Raw genomic sequence first — 15,604 nt, 5'->3', positions numbered from 1 at the left:
CTTGCCTCATAGTTTGTATCCTGTTCACTGTTGCGTTCATTACTGCTCAGGCATCTCTAAAAACAGTGTAATGTACTCGCCTTCGCGGGTCACTGTAAGTTCTATAGACTGCGCATCTCGTAGCTCACCCATTGCATCGCGGGCCTGAGCCGGGTCTGTTAAATCCAGACCATTAATTTGAATAACGACATCGTCGTTTATTAATCCTACCGACTCAAATAAGCTGGCGTCTTTGCCCGGTTTCACGCGGTAACCAATCATCTGGCCGTTTTCCAGCGCAGGTGTTACTGAGATGTAGTCGGTGAAGCTGGCGGGTTTGTCCCGTAATGCTTCGGTGGCGGCCACGGCATCGTCGCTAAGTTCGCGCGCTCTGCGCGAAGGCTGCGCCGGTGGCTGCACTCTGGCTGGCTGGCGGTTACTCACTGTGCTGCCACCACCCATTTGTTTTTTGAAATCCAGGCCGGCCAGCATTAAGGTTTCGTGCAGCCCACCATTTTTAATGATTACTCTGTCTGTAAGGACCTGACTAAGCATCGCGTTCGTTCCGTCAATTTTGTCACCGATGGCATAAGTGGCCTGTTTTCCACGGTTTTCAATAATGGCAGTACCCGCATCTTCACTGGAACTTGCCACCAGGCCCGACAATACTAAATTTAATCGGGTTTCCGGTGCATCGGTAATGGTTTCCTGTACAGGAGCTGGCGCGGTTTTATTTACCTCGCCGAATAAATTCAACTGTTGTATTTGCCCTATATCGACCCCATTTTGAGAGCTGGCAACCGAACCGGTATAACGGGCAGGTGTGGCAACCGGGGCGTTTGAGGACGGAGTGGGAATAAGTTTCCAGGTTATGTCCGCTGCGTACGCAATCAGATATATACTTAATAGCACGAGCACAACCACGCGAATACGTGTTTGATGTGCTGTCAGCAACGCTGGGATATTTTGCAAGCTGGTTTGATTAATTATCATCTGAAAACAACAAATTGGTGGAACATAAGCCGCTATTAAACAGTCACATCATAGCCTAGTCTGAGCGGGGGCAACAACCTTAATACAGGTAGGTTAAATAAATATGACATTTTTGTATGTAAAACGCTCATGGTAAACAACGACAACACAGCCCTTAAGGTAAGACTGGACAAATGGATCTGGGCGGCACGCCTTGCAAAAACGCGTGCTATAGCAAGAGACCTGATTCAGGCCGGAAAAGTTCACTATAATGGACAAAAGAGTAAGCCAGGCAAGATCGTAGAGATGGGTGCACTGATCAGAGTGCCGGCCGGATGGGATGTAAAGGAAGTGCAGGTTACCGGGATAGAAGAAAAACGGCAACCCGCAAAAGACGCGGAGCTGATGTATTCGGAAACCCCGGAAAGCGTAGCAAAACGCGAGCAAAATCAATTGGCCAGAAAGATGCAGACCTTCCATAGCCCGAAACCGGATCATCGACCCGATAAAAAGCAGCGTCGCGAATTAATTAAGTTTAAGCATCAATAGGGTGCAAACCACCCAGACAGGAATTGAGATGAATCAGTTTGATCAACTACACCGATATTTATTTGATAAAGCCAGTGTGCGGGGCGAATTGGTAAGGTTACAGGATACCTTAAAGCCAATTGTTCACAGCACTGATTACCCCAAATCTATTCAACAACTGTTGGCCGAAATGGCGGCAGCAACCAGTTTGCTAACGGCAACACTGAAGTTTGAAGGCGAAGTGGGTTTGCAAATTCAAAGCCAGGGCAAGGTGCGTTATGCCGTAATTAACGCTACCCACGAGCAAACCTTGCGCGGCGTGGCGCGCTGGGATGAAAACGCGGATTTGTCGGAGGCCACATTCAGTGAGTTGGTGGAAAACGCCGTGTTAGTGATCACCATTACTCCTACTGAGGGCGAGCGTTATCAGGGCGTAGTGGCACTGGATAAAGGCTCATTGGCAGGGTGTCTGGAGGATTACTTTGAGCGTTCGGAGCAGTTGGCTACCCGCGTGTTCATTCACACTGACTTTTCGGTAGATAACCAACCGAAGGCCGCCGGCATGTTGTTACAAGTAGTGCCGCAATCGGCAGAATCTACCCAGGTGACCAGCGAAAGCGATTTTGAACACCTTTGTACATTAACCGAAACCATGACAGCGGAAGAGTTGTTCTCGTTGCCTGCTGAAGATGTGTTGTACCGCTTGTATCACGAGCAGCACGTTCAGTTATACGCTCCTAAAGCGGTTGCATTTGCCTGTACCTGTTCGCGCCAGCGCAGTAGCGAAGCATTGCGCAATCTCGATAAGCAGGAACTGCTGGACATCATTAAAGCCGAAGGCGCTATTGCGATGAACTGTCAGTATTGCCATACCGAATATCGCTTTGATGAAATTGATGTTGAAGCATTACATTCTGGTTACAGCCAAAGTCCTTCTACTCCACAATAGCTATAACCTACCAGCATGGTACATTCCTGTGCCATGCACTTCCCTTCTGTTGACCTGCGTCAATGTTCCTATTTTCCCGCTATGTATAGTAAAAATGTAGCCTGTAGAGGTTGCTTTACACGATGTTATGGCCGCTTTACACCAGATTCAGGCGTTGAATTTCCTGCCTGAACTGCGGATGGCACGACAAAATTGAGGGTGGATTTTGTAGTGACTTTCAGAAAATTAATGGAAATTGCACAAAATTAATACCCATTATTGTTCAGTTTGATGTTGTTCAATGCCTTTATTGCTATACAATGGTTGGGCTTTTGGTGAATTCTGAAAGTCTGGGTGAAAGTTTACAGTTTTGAGGGTGAAGTGATATGACCGCGGCAGCAGCGATTCAATCAGCAGCAAAGGAATGGGCAAATTTATCAGCAGCGGTGCTTGTAGAGCATGCGCTGAATAAGGGCGAGGGGCAGCTAGCCGCAAATGGTGCGTTGGTTGTGGAAACAGGCAAGCGAACAGGCCGTTCGCCGCTGGATAGGTTCATTGTTAAAGAGCCGACAACAGAACAGGATATCGATTGGGGCAAGGTTAACCGTCCGTTTGACGCAGCTAAGTTTGATGCGCTGTGGAAACGGGTAGAAGCCCACCTGATGGGGCTGGAAGAATATTACAGTTCGCAGTTACAGGTTGGTGCCGATCCGGCACATGCGTTACCGATTGTAGTGAGAACGCAAACAGCATGGCAGCATATCTTTGCCAAAAACATGTTTATTACCCCTGATCACTGGAACAGCGAGAACAAGCCGGTTTGGCAAGTGCTGAACGTGCCTGGTTTCGTGTGCGAGCCAGAGCGGGACGGCACCAACAGCGACGGCACCGTGATCATTAATTTTGCTGAACGCAAAGTACTGATTGCCGGTATGCGTTACGCGGGCGAAATGAAAAAGGCTATGTTCTCTGTGCAAAACTTCCTGTTACCTGCACAAGAAGTATTGCCAATGCACTGTTCAGCAAACGTTGGTGCAGAAGGTGATGTTACCTTGTTCTTCGGTTTGTCAGGTACCGGTAAAACCACGTTGTCGGCCGATCCTAAGCGTTTCCTGATTGGCGACGACGAGCACGGCTGGGCACCAGGCTCCGTATTTAATTTAGAAGGCGGCTGCTACGCAAAATGTATCGACCTGTCGCAAAAGAACGAGCCGGTAATTTGGGATGCCATCAAATTTGGCACCATTCTGGAAAACGTTGTATTGGACGACACCCGCACACCTGACTATGCCGATGTGTCGCTAACGCAAAACTCTCGTGCCGCTTACCCATTAGACCACGTAGAAAAACGCGTAGTAGAAAACATGGCTGGCGAGCCGCGTTCAGTGGTGTTTCTAACCTGTGACGTATCAGGCGTATTGCCGCCTGTTTCGGTATTAACTGAAGAAGCCGCAGCATACCACTTCCTGAGCGGGTACACCGCCAAAGTGGGTTCAACTGAAATTGGTTCAACGTCTGACATCGAGTCTACGTTCTCCACCTGTTTCGGCGCTCCGTTCTTCCCACGTCCGGCAGGCGTGTACGCCGAGCTGCTGATTAAACGTGTGAAGGAATTCAACGCGAAAGTGTACCTGGTTAACACTGGCTGGACTGGCGGTCCATACGGCACCGGTAAGCGTTTCGATATCCCTACTACCCGTGCGGTAATCGATGCGATTGTAAATGGCGATCTGGCCAATGTGGAAACCACGCACATCGACGGATTAAACCTGGATGTACCGGTAGCGGTACCTGGTGTAGACAGCAAGCTGTTGGTGCCAAAAGAAACCTGGCAAGACAAAGCGGCTTACGACAAATACGTTGCCAAGCTGGTAGAAGACTTCCAGGATAACTTTGAACGTTACGATGTGTCTGACGCGATTAAGCACGCAGGCCCGGGTAACTAAGCCATAGGCTTTCCGATTTTTATCACGTCCTCAAAGTGATAAATTAGCCCGTTTGCGCGAGTAAGCGGGCTTTTTTATGCGAATAAAATTCAGCTGCTACTGCTGGAAGGCAAAACAAGGCAATGGTTTATTCAGCGATTGTTGTGCTTTATTGCTATTGTCTTTGCGGTCGTCTGGAGTTTGACAATCTTAGACCGCAAGACTGGTTGGCATTAGGGTTGCTAATGAAGCACCGCTGGCTGAAAGTTTTCCATCTTCTTTATATAGCGGAGGATGTTGGCTTCTATTTCACCATTAGGGTCAAGGTCCTGCCAGCTAACCGCGTCGGGGCAGGTGTCTACAGGGTTTAGCTGCATGTCTGCCCGTAATTGACGTATGCGCCTCATGCGGTAGTCATCGTGGGTAAACTTGCGGCATAATCGCTCGTTGGCTGCATCCAGTTTGGCAACCGCTTGCGCTGTGTTACCCTGCTTAAATAACAGTGTTGCTTTGAGATACACAAAATCGCCATAACTCCAGTAGGGTAATGTGCTCTCGTCTATGGCATTTAAAAAACCTTCGGCTTTATCCAACTCGTTTTTCCATAAGTAGAGGTGAGCGCCAACGCGGTAATAGCGGTCACTTTTGTTGACATTTTCTTTGTCAAAGAAAGCTGTAAGCTGTTCAAAAACACCCTCAGCTCTTTCGTCTCGCAGCACAATTAAGCCCTCGGCATACATTATTTTGATTCGATTAATCCAAAAATTAGTTTCGTTGTTGGTTGCCATATATAAGGCTTCCGCTCGTTTGCACGTAGCTTCCCAGCCGCTTTTACTTGTTGGCGGATGGTATTCATTGATATAGGCACAATAAAAATAGCTATAAAATTTTTCACCCCAATAAAGCCCTAACTTCTTAGCGAAATGGATTTGCGCTTGCATAGCATGAAATGCTAGTTCTTCCTTATCGAATTCAGTTAATAGATAAGTTATAAATTGCAATGAGAAACCTGTATCAAATTCTGTAAGCGATTCGAGGTAGTTGTTTAGAGTAGCGTTCTCTCGCACAAGTAGGGCCAAATTTTCGTTTAAGAGATAATCTAACTTGTATAATTGTAACTTTTTTTCAAGATTAACTTCATTGTTTGCATCCGCGGTTTCTAACAGTTCAAGTAGTGCGGTATATCGCTTCTTTGCGTCAAATATTAACCCACTTAGATGCCGAAATTTTAACTCTAAAATAGCAGGGTGGCCTGCGCCTAAGGCCAGTTCCAGTTGGTTTAAATGTGTTGCCAAACTGGTTTTTGCAGCTTCGTTGTCATCGTTGTTTGCCAACGAAGTGAGCGTTTTTAACGCCATTATTTGCAGTTGAAGCGGCCATTTAGGCGAATAAGAATAAAGTATGTCTTGTATGTCGTCTTTAGTAATGCTTGTTTGTTTGCTTAGTGCATATTCACTTTCGATAATTTTTTTCAGGTACGTGAAATCCTGATTGTTATCAGTTACAACGTACACTTCTTCTAAACACTGTAGGATGCGGTATTTCGCTTGAAGAAGTACTGACCATCCTACCGATCTTATCCAAATAAGCAGCTTTTCATACACAGGGGAGGTAAGTGCTTTTTGTGCTTTGAGTAGATCAATGATGACGTTGACTTTATCGATGGCGGCATAATAGTCATTGTTCACCATGTCTTCTTCGGCTAAAAAGCGCAGGGCAACGGTGTAATAGGGTATCAAGCTCGTCTTGCCTTCGGTTATCTGGCGCAAACGTTCAGCGCGTTCAACTGCCGATTTGTAATCCCCGAGGATCTGATAGGCCTCGGCCTGAGCGAGTATGACAGGTGCAGCCTGTTCGGGTGATAGCGCATCAATATTGATTTTTTCCGAGGTGCTTAAAATATCGCGCTGGCGCTCGACCTCGCTGTTGTTAACTCTATCCACGTTGCCAAGCAGGTGTTGTACCACAGCCAGCGCGTTTTCGGACTGTTTGGCGGTATTGCTGGCGTTGTATTGGCTGATTGCGGTAAGGCCCAATAACACTGCCGTAATGGTGGCGGAGGCCACTTTGTATCGCTGCCGGTAGAGCCACAATTTGCTGCGGTAGGACAAATCGGGTAATACCGACACGGGCTGATGGGCAAGAAAGCGTTCAACATCGGTTTGCAGGGCATGCACAGTCAGATAGCGTTTGCCCGGTTCTGGGTGGGTAGCAGTATCAATAATACATTGTAAGGCTCTGGGGATTGCGTTGGTTGGTGTGTTGTGTGTAACCACTGCGCTGATTAGCTTTCCCGCGCTGAAGATGTCTGTTGCTGTGGTCAACCGTTCGCCGGCAAGCTGTTCCGGGCTGGCAAACTTATCGGAATAGGCAGCTGCATACTGGCCAACAACAGGGCCATGATCCTGCCCCAATAAATGAGCTATACCAAAGTCCACCAGATAAGGCACACTCTCTTCATCGACTAAAATATTCTGCGGCTTAATATCCGCATGCAGTATCTGGTGACTGTGAGCATGTTGCAGGGCATCTAATACTGGTAACAATAACTTGAGTTTTTGCTCAACGGTGAGTGCTTGCTGCTGTAACCATTCGTTTAACGGCAGGCCTTCAACCAGTCGCATCACAATATACATCAGGTTGTCGTCGGTGCGTCCGGCATCCAGCACAGGCACAATATTGGGGTGGCTTAAGCTGGCCAGCGCCTGAGCTTCGCTATTGAGAGACCTGCCATTTTGTTGATGGGCAAATAAAGCTGGAAAAATTTTAATCGCCACCTGTTGGTGATATTCGTTATCGGCGCGCTCGGCAAGATACACTGAGCCCATGCCGCCATGGCCAATAGATTTAACAACTTTAAAAGGGCCGAAAAGCTGTCCCGGTGCTATCTCGGGGCGGGCAAGCTGATTAAAGCCCGCTTCAAACAGGGCGGTAAAATTGTCTGGCATAGCGAATAACTACCTTAACTACAATTCGCGATTGAAAACGGACTAACCTTGTTAACAAATTAGCGAAATATTCATGCAACGGTTCGCATAGCCGGTGCCGTATCGCCAAGCGACTGCGAGAGCTTACGTTTTACAAAGCTAAGATCTTTTTCTACCGACGATTTTGACACGGCAAAAATATCTGAAATTTCAGCCACATCGAGCCCGCAGGCGTATTTAAGCTGAAAGATGGATATTTGACGTTCATAGCTGGTCTGAAGTTTGTCCATGTGATTATGCACATCTATTATCCTTTCAAGCTGTGCGGTATCAGGCAGCGTCATATTCGGTTGTAGCGTTTGTGGTGTGCGCTTTTGCGACAAGGTTTTGCGGGTGTGATCTATTAAAATGCTGTACACCACATTGGCAAAGTTTTTGAAGAATGCAGCCTTAGTTGACGTATCTACATGGCCGCTTTGCACCAATCTGATATACGCATCGTGAACCAATGATGTGGTGTTATGCAGGGCTTCATTTATTGTGCGGAATTCATCCTGATTTTCAGATTCCCGGGTTTTGAGAAAGTGCTTCTGGCGCACTTTATGCGCAACCTGCTTAAAATGCGCATAGCAGAAACTATAGAGTTGCTGATTTGCTTGCTGGTCGTTACGTTTCCACTGGGATAGTAATTCAGTTACATCCATTTCCAATGCCCCATTCCTTTTTATCAAAAATACTCTGCTTTACAAGGTGTTGCAACGTTTTTGAATGGTAGTTTGTTCATACTTTAGTGGAGGGAAGTTGCTGCCTGCGCACATTGTTAAACAAAATTTTACGGTAAATTTCTTACATTGCGTATCTGTGACAGTTATTGCGCTGTGCGTAATTTCTTCGTCTGTGGGTAAAAAGACGCTCTGCTTTTGCTTTATCAGAATGAAAAGTGTTGTGGGGAAGTGATCAATTCGTTTAGTGAAGGAAGTTAGATGTTTAAACGTTACTTATTAGCGTTACCAATAGCCGCTCTTACTACTTTGTCTGCTTATGCTGAGCAAGACGCCAGTGTACTGGCAATTAAGTCAGCTCCCTCAGCACTGATTTCCGTAGAGCAATCAAAGTCGACGGTTTTTAATGTCACCATGCCGATCAAAGGGGCAATGGTTGTATCACTCTATGGGGGAGACTTAATCAATCTGGTCGAAGAAGACAGCCCACATGTTAGCAGTAAGGTGGATAAAAACAGTGCAATCATTCTTGCATCGTCTGCCGGTACCTATGCTGTGGGGGTCACAACCAAGTGCGGACTCAGCATGTCTATCGTGATCAACGCAGTTGACGTAGATAGCAGTAAACCTACTAATTTTGAACTCTTCAAACCCAAAGTCGCGATCGACGGCAGTACCTGTGCTGCTGTGACTAAAGGTTAATAACGGATTAGATGGAGAAAATTACATGGAACAAGAAAAAGTCATTACACCTGACAGTGAAAATCCACAAGTAGCATTCAAACTGCTGAATAAATTCACGGTTGCAGCATTTATTTGTTTTGCACTGGGGCATTTCCTTCCCATTTTTGAACTCAGCAGTTTGGGCGTTACAGAAACGGTAAGTGTTGCCGATTCAATGTCGGGCGGACAAACGGTAATGCTGCTGTTTTGTTTAGTCATAGGGATTGGCGCTGCTGCTACAGGCGTCTTGCCGCTGGCAGCCAAAGCTATTGCGGCTTTTTTCCTAATTAGCTATGGCCTGCACATGGCTGATGCATTTGACGAAACATCCGAAATTGCTAGCTCGTTAGAGATGATGGGTATTGACCTTTCCAAAACGAGAGGATGGCACAAACTCATAAAGTTTGTTGGCATTGGGGCTTACTTGTTGGTGGCTGGATACCTGATGTTGCTGGTCAGTTTGTTGTTGAAATCGAAAAATCGTGAAGACGCAACCACTGCGCCACCAGTTGATTCGCAAGTGGCAAAACAACGTGCAGAAGCAATGCTGAGTCACAGTGCCAATGGCGTTGTTAAATACCTCAATACCCTGAATTTGCATATTGCAGAAATCAAAATTGCCCTTACGCAGCATGATGCCAACAACTCGGTGACATCAATGAAGTCCGGTGTTGCGAAGGTAAAGTCAGCCGCAGATACCAAACAGGCCAGTTCCGGCTTTGATGGTGTATATGAGGTAATAAAGAACCTGTTTGTTTATCTGTTTGGGTATACCGCAACGGTGTTTAAAGCCAATCTCACCGGCAAAGTGATTGTCGTGTTTGGCGCACTTTTACTTTATCAGCTGATTTTTTGATGGAACGAAGTCGACACAGACTTCATTGAACTGTGGTTCAAATCGCAAAACGGTAGACCGTAGTTATTGGAATTACACTTGTAGTAGGCATTCTATGAAATATTCGATTATTTGTGTTCTCACTCTTTTACTTTTATCGGGCTGCGGAGGGGGAAGTAAAAGCAACCCCGAAGAATCAGTGGTGAATAATGCCCCAGTCATCGATGCGTTAGATAGCCTGACGATAAACGAACTCAGCACACAAAATTTGCAAACCACGATTTCTGATCCAGATGGCGATAGCCTGACTTTGGCCTGGTCACAGGTTTCTGGCGTCAGTCTTGCACTTGAGAATGTATCGGGCGCTAATCTATCCATTACTGCACCAGAGGTTCAGGCAGATGAAGAAACGGTTATTCGGTTGGTTGCAACCGATGAGCATGGCAGAAGTGCTTCAAAAGATATTGCTGTAACCATCATCAATGTTAATGAACTCCCGGTAGCGATTGGGAGTAACGATGTCACTGCCGTTATCGGAGCCGAGGTAGAGATAAATGGTAGCGCCTCCTATGATGAAGATGGTGAAATTGTGACCTATCAATGGTCGGTAGCATCGCCCGATGGTGATACCCATGTTTATGCCGTTAATAGCTCTACGTTTTCATTTACACCCGATATGACAGGACAGTATGAGGTCACGCTTGTCGTCACCGATAATAACGGTGGAACAAGCTCTGACTTAATTGTCATTATCGTTGAAGATGACAATCGCCCTCCTGTTGCAGAAGCTGGTGATGACCAAAACATCATTTTGGGCTCTGGCGTGAATGTGAATGGTTCTGACTCATACGATCCAGATGGTGATGTCATCAGTTATCAATGGACACTGGAAACGCCAATCAATAGCAAGGCTGAAATTAATGCGCCTAACTCAGCAGCAGTGACATTTGTACCAGACGTTAGTGGAACTTATATCGCATGGCTAACTGTAAAAGATACGGGAGGACTCACGCACACCGATTCAGTGACGATTTTGGTGGATACTGCCAATCTGCCCCCGGTCGCGATAATTTCAGTTGTGCACGACGTCGAAGTAGGTACATTCGTTGAGCTGAATGGAAGCTCAAGTTACGACCCTGAAAATTCCTCAATTTTGTTCAGTTGGGTGCTGTATGCACCAGACGGCAGTTCAGCGGTATTGTCTGACTCCACCTCGGTATCTCCTGGCTTATCTGTCGATATTGAAGGTACATATCGTGTGACACTTGCTGTTTCTGACGGAGTCTTATCTAGCGAGATCGTGGAAGTTCAATTTACAGCGTATGTGGATAATATTGCCCCCGTTGCGCAAGCCGGAAATGATCAAACTGTTCAGCCAGGCGATACTGTTCTTTTAGATGCTGGTGCCAGTTACGATGAGAATGGCGACTCGTTAACGTTTAAATGGGAATTTGTTAGCTTTCCTGAAAATGTTTATCCTGTCCTGATAAATGCTAATACATCTTCCCCAACGTTTATTGCTGATGTCGAGGGTGACTACGTTGTATCTGTTACGGTAAGTGATGGTATTTTATCCGCAACGGACAATATTTTGGTGTCGGCGGTAACGCAATCAATTACAATTTGGTGGATGGAACAGGCGGATAATGGTGAACAAAGAGCTCAATATGCCTGGCCATTTTCGGGCTATAGTTATGGGCTTTCAGGTTATGTCGAGGAAGGTGATGAATTCATTTTAGAAGCACCTTATAACTTAACCGCAACAGGTAGAGATTATGTAATCAGGATCTCCGCGGTAGATAAAAACGGTGTTACTACGGCATTTTTTCATGGCCTTTATGACGGACAAATCATTCATGCCGGTGAAACGGTCGAGTTTACCTATGGATTTAATCGAACATACGGCGAGCGTGCAGATATCGAATTCTCTATAGAAGTTGAAGAATTAGACAATCATACCTGGCATTACCGCTATGAAAACGCGTGGACGAATTAACTTTCAACCTGACTGAATGAATATCAAATTTTTCGATCACTTTTGTGTCCGCTTTTCTCCACCTTCTATGAAGGTGGATTATTGCTTTGAGGGCAGATAACCATATCCCTTGCAGCTTTATCAATCCTATTCAATAACGCTAATGCTTATCCCAATGCAAGCTCCGGCCAATAATTTGCCTAACATAAAATGAACTGGCGTTTATTTGCGTCAAACTGATCCGGCACGCCTGACTTGTGATGTTTGTTCAGTATGAAAGGGATTACTTATGAAAAGCAGAGTGAGCGCAGCGCCCCAGAAAACACTGGCTTACTGTTTTGAATGATTTTGTTTACTTTGGCAAACAAAATAGTTCTGATTCATGTGAAATTGTTTGCCTTAACAAACATTGTTCGTTTGCACAACGTTAGCCACCAAACGCATTTGAAGCCCGGGAGGCAAATTACATTGGAAAGATTGCAGGCTTTAGCAATGGTTAGTAGGGAAACTGAATCCTGCCTACAAACCTTCACTGGGCAGCCAGAATTCGGCTATTAACCCTACGTGTGGATGGTTTCTTAAGCTAACCTGGCCACCGTGCATTTCAATAATGCGCTTGGTGATTGCCAAGCCAAGCCCAGAGCCACCTGAGCCTCGGGCGGTATCGCCCTGAGAAAAGGGTCTGAACATGGCTTCCAGGTTGTCTTCCGGAATACCCTGTCCGAAGTCGCGAACGGCGCAAACCACACGATGATGTTTTTCATCGAAGTAGCTGGTTACTTCAATTTTATTGCTGCCGTAGCGAAAGGCGTTCTCGATAAGGTTTTCGATAACCCGCTTTACGGCCACTTTTCGCAGTGGTATTGGCGGCAAGGGATTGAGTTCGGTATGTATGTGTCTGGCTTCCTGTCCGTCGGCCTGGCTCGATGCATTGGCCTGGCGATTGTGCACCAGTTCGTTAATAAGCGCATTCAGGTTCAGGTTCTCTTGTTTTTCCTGCTGTTCCTGACGGGCATATTCTATAAACTGATCAATAATGGCGTTCATGTCTTCAATGTCGCTGACAATGCCTTCTTTTATCCACTCCTGATCGTCTGGCAGCATTTCTGTTGCCAGCCGAATACGCGTGAGTGGGGTGCGCAAATCATGGGAAATACCGGCCGTCATTACCATGCGATCGTGTTCTAACTGCTTGATACCCTGATTCATACGGTTGAATGCGCGGGTAACCTGAATCATTTCACTACTGCCTTCTTCCGCCAATGGCGGAGGAAACTGCCCACGGCCTACTTTAATTGCAGCGCGCTGCAGGGCGCTAAGCGGGCGGTTCAAGCGCAGCACAAATAGCCAGCCGCCGCCTACGCTCAATATACCAATCAGCAGTAAATACAGGGTAAGCGGAAAGATATTGGCATCGCTAAGCCCGTACACTGGCATGCGGATCCACATGTCAGGCAAGGTTTCAATGTTAAGCCATACGTAATAAGGGGTGTCTTGCTCGGTAAGTAATGGCGCGCTTATGCGAACCTCGGCCTTTTCGCCGAGTTGCTGACTTACCTGATCCGACATGAATTTATAAAAGGTGGCCTGGTTTAACTCGTTTTTCTGGGCGGCTTCCTGGCTGAAAAACGCAATACCGGTGCTGGTGGTTAACGCGTCTGAAAAATTCGGATCGTCTATCCAGTCACGCTGGACTTTGAGTGTAGCAGCCTGAGTGGCGATCAGGCTGTTAATTTGCTCATAACTGGGGCGAATAAAATAAAGCGTTACCGACAGGTATGAGACTACCTGGTTGATAAGCAGTAGCACGCCTATCAACATAACCGTTTGCCCAAAGGCACTTTTAGGGAGTAGTCTCACAGATTGCTGCTTATACCGCTTCGCCGTCGGGCACAAACACGTAGCCCAGACCCCACACAGTTTGAATGTAGCGAGGGCTGGCGGGATCTTTTTCCAGCATGCGGCGCAGGCGTGACACCTGTACATCTATGCTGCGTTCGAGCGCGCTGTAATCGCGGCCACGTGCCAGGTTCATAAGCTTATCGCGCGACAAAGGCTCCCGAGGGTGCGTTACCAGCGATTTCAAAACAGCAAATTCACCGCTGGTTAACGATAATGGTTTGCCGCTGGCGGTCATTTCCCGGGTAGCCAGGTTTAACCGGTAATCGCCAAATACCACAATTTGTTCTTCCATCGACGGTGCGCCGGGCGCTTCTACAGTTTGACGGCGTAACACTGCGCGCGCTCTTGCCAGTAACTCGCGTGGATTAAACGGTTTTGGCAGGTAGTCATCGGCACCCATTTCAAGACCAATTATGCGGTCTACTTCGTCGCCTTTGGCGGTCAGCATGATAATAGGCATTTTGCTTTCGGCCTGACGTAAGCGTCGGCAAATCGACAAGCCATCTTCGCCTGGCAGCATGAGATCCAGTACCATCAGGTGGAAGTTTTCACGCTCTAACAGACGATCCATCTGCTCTGAATTGGCCGCCGTGCGAACCTGAAATCCCTGTTCTACTAAATAGCGTTCCAACAGACTGCGTAAACGCATGTCGTCGTCGACAACCAATATTTTTGACGTTTCCTGACCCATTGCCGGCCCCTGTTGCATAAGTACTCTTTGCAACTATAACCCTAAGCGGGCAAAGACAAAAGTGCTCAGATGTTTCAGCCTTCGGCGGATTGTTACAAAGCGTGTCAGGCTATGGGCATGACATAAGTTGAAACGCCGTAAACCAAGGCATATCCCACGGTATAGGCAATCAACAGTAGCAAAAAGTATTTGCCATAGCGCGCAAAGCTCAGGCCCTGTACTTTACTCATCGCCACAATCCCCGCTGCCGAACCAATGATTAGCAGTGAACCACCAACACCTACGGCATAGGTAAGTAGCATCCATTCGCTTACGGTCATGGTGATATCTGCTTTCAGCAACGCAGCGGTTAGCGGAACGTTGTCGATTAGCGCGGATACGGCGCCCATTATGAAATTGGCAACGGATGGCGGAAACATCTCGTAAAGATAAACCAGCGAGTGCAATGCACCGATATGCTCAAGCATGCCCACCAGTAGCAATACGCCCAGGAAGAACAGCAGAGTGTCGAATTCGATGTAGCGGATATAGTCGAGAATAGGATCCTGATCGTCCTTATCGCCCATGGAATTGGCAACCAAAAACATAATAGCCATGCCCGCAAGGAAACTCAGCATGGGTGGAATAGCAAAGAGTACGTTAAGAATTAAGGTAAACAGGATAGTGGCTAAAAATATCCCACCGATAACATAGTCAATTGGATTGGAATTGTGGTGGGTTTTACGAATTTTCACCACGCCTGACATGCCTGTACTTAACATGGTTGCCAGCAACATAACCGCAGTGAACGACGGTAATAAAAGCCAGAACAACTGAGTAATGGTTACCTTGTGCTGCATAAAAATCATCAGCGTAGTTACGTCACCAGTGATCAACGACACCCCGCCGGAGTTTACGGCAAATACCACTAACACAGCGAAGCGCATCGTTTGATTGAATGGCAATCCCAGCGATAGCACCATGGCTATCGATACCAGTGTTGCCGTAATGTTGTCGGCAAGCGATGAAAAGCAAAAACTGAAAAGGGCGGTAATAAACATCAGCTTTTTCAGCGATATTTTGCTGGGCATCACCAGGTTTAACAGGTTGGCTATCAGGCCTTTACGGTTGAGGTAGGCCACAAAGGTCATGGCAGCAACCAAAAACAGCCACAGGGTAGAGATTTCTGTGATGTTATGCAGCAATCCTTCGTTAATACGCTCGGTTTGTTCAGCGCTGCCGGAGGTCATAAACAACAGCATCCACGCCAGTGTGCCGAAAAACAGCGTAATCTTGGCTTTATTGATGTGTAAAACTTCTTCGAACATCACACCCAAAAGGGCCAGGGCAGCAAGGAGGAGGAGGACAGTGTCGAGCATAACGAATTCACCTCTAGAACAGTGGCTGTATTGTAAGAATTCGCGCGCATGAGTAAAGCGAAAACACGCTCATTTGAGCGTGTTTTTGGGTATAACTGGTATTCTTTGCGCGAATGCCCGACTTTGGTCTTAGTACTTA

The 15,604-nt window shown here is 46.8% G+C and carries 12 protein-coding genes; 6 read left to right on the top strand and 6 right to left on the bottom strand.

Going from position 1 to position 15,604, the window contains the following annotated elements; all coding sequences use genetic code 11:
- Positions 1-39 precede the first annotated feature (39 nt).
- The gene (gene gspC / locus FJ444_RS08580) at positions 40-972 is read right to left on the bottom strand and encodes a type II secretion system protein GspC (RefSeq protein ID WP_140957815.1); all 933 of its coding nucleotides are present in this window, start codon (positions 970-972) and stop codon (positions 40-42) included.
- Between the two features lie 129 nt (positions 973-1,101).
- Here gspC and hslR point away from each other — a divergent pair, with 129 nt between their 5' ends.
- From hslR to FJ444_RS08565, 3 genes are all read left to right on the top strand, one after another.
- Positions 1,102-1,500, top strand: a complete 399-nt coding sequence (hslR, locus tag FJ444_RS08575; RefSeq protein ID WP_140957814.1) for a ribosome-associated heat shock protein Hsp15 — start codon at positions 1,102-1,104, stop codon at positions 1,498-1,500.
- Positions 1,501-1,528: 28 nt separating this feature from the next.
- On the top strand, positions 1,529-2,428 hold the full coding sequence (gene hslO, locus FJ444_RS08570; RefSeq protein WP_140957813.1) for an Hsp33 family molecular chaperone HslO: 900 nt from the start codon (positions 1,529-1,531) through the stop codon (positions 2,426-2,428).
- A 365-nt stretch (positions 2,429-2,793) separates the two neighbouring features.
- On the top strand, positions 2,794-4,353 hold the full coding sequence (locus FJ444_RS08565) for a phosphoenolpyruvate carboxykinase (RefSeq protein WP_181405108.1): 1,560 nt from the start codon (positions 2,794-2,796) through the stop codon (positions 4,351-4,353).
- A 221-nt stretch (positions 4,354-4,574) separates the two neighbouring features.
- On the opposite strand, the gene FJ444_RS08560 is transcribed toward FJ444_RS08565, so the two are convergent.
- Together FJ444_RS08560 and FJ444_RS08555 are read right to left on the bottom strand one after the other, a co-directional pair.
- The gene (locus FJ444_RS08560; RefSeq protein ID WP_140957812.1) at positions 4,575-7,280 is read right to left on the bottom strand and encodes a serine/threonine-protein kinase; all 2,706 of its coding nucleotides are present in this window, start codon (positions 7,278-7,280) and stop codon (positions 4,575-4,577) included.
- 71 nt (positions 7,281-7,351) lie between these two features.
- Positions 7,352-7,963, bottom strand: coding sequence for an ECF-type sigma factor (locus FJ444_RS08555; protein ID WP_140957811.1), 612 nt, complete (start codon positions 7,961-7,963; stop codon positions 7,352-7,354).
- Between the two features lie 279 nt (positions 7,964-8,242).
- On the opposite strand from FJ444_RS08555, the gene FJ444_RS08550 reads away from it, so the two are divergent.
- The 3 genes from FJ444_RS08550 to FJ444_RS08540 all read left to right on the top strand — a co-directional run bounded on the left by FJ444_RS08550 (position 8,243) and on the right by FJ444_RS08540 (position 11,535).
- Positions 8,243-8,683 carry a hypothetical protein gene (locus FJ444_RS08550; protein ID WP_140957810.1) on the top strand — a complete coding sequence of 147 codons (441 nt, stop codon included), beginning with the start codon at positions 8,243-8,245 and terminating at the stop codon, positions 8,681-8,683.
- Between the two features lie 25 nt (positions 8,684-8,708).
- Positions 8,709-9,560, top strand: a complete 852-nt coding sequence (locus FJ444_RS08545; protein WP_140957809.1) for a hypothetical protein — start codon at positions 8,709-8,711, stop codon at positions 9,558-9,560.
- A 94-nt stretch (positions 9,561-9,654) separates the two neighbouring features.
- Positions 9,655-11,535 (top strand): PKD domain-containing protein, encoded by a 1,881-nt coding sequence (locus tag FJ444_RS08540; RefSeq protein WP_140957808.1) that lies wholly within the window; start codon positions 9,655-9,657, stop codon positions 11,533-11,535.
- A 498-nt stretch (positions 11,536-12,033) separates the two neighbouring features.
- Here the strand turns inward: FJ444_RS08540 and envZ are convergent, their stop codons facing one another.
- The 3 genes from envZ to nhaD all read right to left on the bottom strand — a co-directional run bounded on the left by envZ (position 12,034) and on the right by nhaD (position 15,465).
- Entirely contained in the window at positions 12,034-13,374 is a 1,341-nt protein-coding gene (gene envZ, locus FJ444_RS08535) for a two-component system sensor histidine kinase EnvZ (RefSeq protein WP_140957807.1), read from the bottom strand.
- A 10-nt stretch (positions 13,375-13,384) separates the two neighbouring features.
- On the bottom strand, positions 13,385-14,125 hold the full coding sequence (gene ompR / locus FJ444_RS08530) for a two-component system response regulator OmpR (RefSeq protein WP_304538986.1): 741 nt from the start codon (positions 14,123-14,125) through the stop codon (positions 13,385-13,387).
- 86 nt (positions 14,126-14,211) lie between these two features.
- Positions 14,212-15,465 carry a sodium:proton antiporter NhaD gene (gene nhaD, locus FJ444_RS08525; protein WP_140957806.1) on the bottom strand — a complete coding sequence of 418 codons (1,254 nt, stop codon included), beginning with the start codon at positions 15,463-15,465 and terminating at the stop codon, positions 14,212-14,214.
- Between the last annotated feature and the right edge of the window lie 139 nt (positions 15,466-15,604).

The organism is Aestuariibacter sp. GS-14 (genome assembly GCF_006494365.1).
GTDB lineage: Bacteria > Pseudomonadota > Gammaproteobacteria > Enterobacterales > Alteromonadaceae > Alteromonas > Alteromonas mangrovi.
This window is presented reverse-complemented; position numbering and strand designations above follow the sequence as displayed.